The sequence below is a fragment of the Mesorhizobium sp. M7D.F.Ca.US.004.03.1.1 genome (genome assembly GCF_003998635.1).
GTDB classification, from domain to species: domain Bacteria; phylum Pseudomonadota; class Alphaproteobacteria; order Rhizobiales; family Rhizobiaceae; genus Mesorhizobium; species Mesorhizobium loti.
Genome location: NZ_RZQG01000924.1, coordinates 1 through 2270 on the forward strand (window position 1 = coordinate 1; position 2270 = coordinate 2270).

Below are 2270 nucleotides of genomic sequence, written 5' to 3' on the forward strand. Positions count from 1 at the left end.
TCTATCTGACGCTGCCGCACATGTCGCGCGCCATCACGGTCGTCATCCTGATCCAGACGATCTTCCTTTTGTCGGTCTATGCCGAGATCCTCGTCACCACCAATGGCGGCCCGGGATACGCTTCCACCAACCTGCCCTTCCTCGTCTACCAGAAGGCGTTGCTGGAGTTCAAAATCGGCCAGGCATCCGCCGGCGGTGTGATCGCCGTCATTCTCGCCAACATCGTTGCCTTCTTCGCCATGCGCGCCGTCGGCAAGAACCTAGACAAGTAAGGGAGGATACGATGGCACGCTCAGTCACCACCCAGCACAAGACGATCGCGACAGTTGCCGCCTGGATCGTCGCCCTGCTCATCTTCTTCCCGATCCTCTATACGATCATCACCTCGTTCAAGTCGGAGCAGGAAGCCATCCAGGGTTTCAGCATCATCCCATCGGGGACATTCGAGAGCTATTCCGAGGTTCAGGCGCAGAGCGGCTACTTCAAGTTCTTCTTCAACTCGGTGCTGCTCTCGGTCGGCTCGACCATCCTGGCCTTGCTGGTCGCCATACCGGCGACATGGTCGATGGCCTTCTCGCCGACCAAGCGAACCAAGGACATATTGATGTGGATGCTGTCCACCAAGATGATGCCCGCGGTTGCCGTGCTGTTCCCGATCTACCTGATCTTCCGCGACACAGGACTGCTCGACAGCCGCATCGGCCTGATGATCATGCTGATGCTGATCAACCTGCCGATCGTGGTGTGGATGCTCTACACCTACTTCCGCGAAATACCGGGCGAGATCCTGGAAGCGGCCCGCATGGACGGCGCTTCGCTGTGGAACGAGATCGTCTATGTGCTGACGCCGATGGCGGTGCCGGGCATCGCCTCGACAATGCTGCTCAACATCATCCTGGCCTGGAACGAGGCGTTCTGGACAATCCGGCTGACGACCACGGAAGCCGCACCCTTGACCGCCTTCATCAGCTCGTTCTCAAGCCCGCAAGGCCTGTTCTGGGCCAAGCTTTCGGCCGCCTCGACACTGGCCATCGCGCCGATCCTGATCATGGGCTGGTTCAGCCAGAAGCAGCTGGTGCGCGGCCTGACATTCGGTGCGGTGAAGTAACGGAATTTGCCTGAAGCAATCGGCGAAAATAACCCCTCGGGGAGGAAACCATGGGAAACATCACGCTCAAGAACGTCTCCAAATCCTTCGGAGCGACGTCCATCATCCCCGGTCTCGACCTGGTGATCGAGAATGGCGAGTTCGTCGTCTTCGTCGGCCCGTCGGGTTGCGGCAAGTCAACGCTGCTGCGCCTGATCGCCGGCCTCGAGGACACCAGCGGCGGCTCCATCAACATCGACGGCCGCGACGTCACCGGCGAGGCACCGGCCAAGCGCAAGCTGGCCATGGTGTTCCAGTCCTACGCGCTCTATCCGCACATGACGGTGGCCAAGAACATCGGCTTCCCGCTGAAGATGGCCGGCGAAGACAAGGCGACCATCGACAGAAAGGTGGGAGACGCGGCGCGCGTGCTCAACCTGACCAACTACCTCGAACGCCGGCCCGGCCAACTCTCCGGCGGCCAGCGGCAGCGCGTCGCCATCGGCCGCGCCATTGTGCGTCAGCCGACCGCCTTCCTGTTCGATGAACCGCTGTCCAACCTCGATGCGGCACTGCGCGGCACCATGCGGCTGGAGATCAGCGAGCTGCACCATCAGCTCAAGACGACCATGATCTACGTCACCCACGACCAGGTCGAAGCCATGACCATGGCCGACAAGATCGTCGTGCTGAACGCCGGCAACATCGAGCAGGTCGGCTCGCCGATGGAGCTCTACAAAACGCCGAAGAACCTGTTCGTCGCCGGCTTCATCGGCTCGCCGAAGATGAACCTGATCGAAGGCGCGCCGGCTGCCAAATACAGCGCCAAGACCATCGGCATCCGTCCCGAGCACCTGGAGATCTCGACCACGGCGGGCGAGTGGAAAGCCACCGTCGGCGTTGCCGAACATCTCGGCTCCGACACCTTCCTGCATGTCCAGGCCGATGGCGTCGGTCCGCTGACGGTGCGCGCCGACGGCGAACTCGCCGTCCATCATGGCGACACCATCTATCTGACGCCCGACAAGGCCAAGCTGCATCGCTTCGGTGCCGACGGAAAGGCAATGTGAGCATGCGACTGGCTGGCAAATCCGCGCTGATCACAGGTTCGGCCCGAGGCATCGGCAGAGCTTTCGCCGAAGCCTATGCCGGCGAAGGCGCCACCGTCGCCATCGCCGACATC

General features: G+C 61.7%; 3 protein-coding genes and 1 pseudogene. All 4 read left to right on the forward strand.

The features are described from left to right. Window positions 1-272: pseudogene (locus tag EN935_RS31970) on the forward strand (sugar ABC transporter permease); the annotation flags it as partial. A gap of 11 nt (window positions 273-283) precedes the next feature. Beyond that, entirely contained in the window at window positions 284-1108 is an 825-nt protein-coding gene (locus EN935_RS31975) for a carbohydrate ABC transporter permease (protein WP_127262389.1), read from the forward strand. Window positions 1109-1158: 50 nt separating this feature from the next. Further along, a complete protein-coding gene (locus tag EN935_RS31980; protein ID WP_109667165.1) occupies window positions 1159-2157 on the forward strand; it encodes an ABC transporter ATP-binding protein in 999 nt (332 codons plus the stop codon). Window positions 2158-2159: 2 nt separating this feature from the next. Next, the coding region (locus tag EN935_RS31985; RefSeq protein ID WP_127374014.1) for an SDR family NAD(P)-dependent oxidoreductase at window positions 2160-2270 on the forward strand (111 nt) is incomplete at its 3' end.

What these genes read in the sequence shown, in the direction of transcription:
- EN935_RS31975 (WP_127262389.1), top strand. Translation starts at nt 284, where the DNA reads ATGGCACGCTCAGTCACCACCCAGCACAAGACGATCGCGACAGTTGCC.
- EN935_RS31980 (WP_109667165.1), top strand. Translation starts at nt 1,159, where the DNA reads ATGGGAAACATCACGCTCAAGAACGTCTCCAAATCCTTCGGAGCGACG.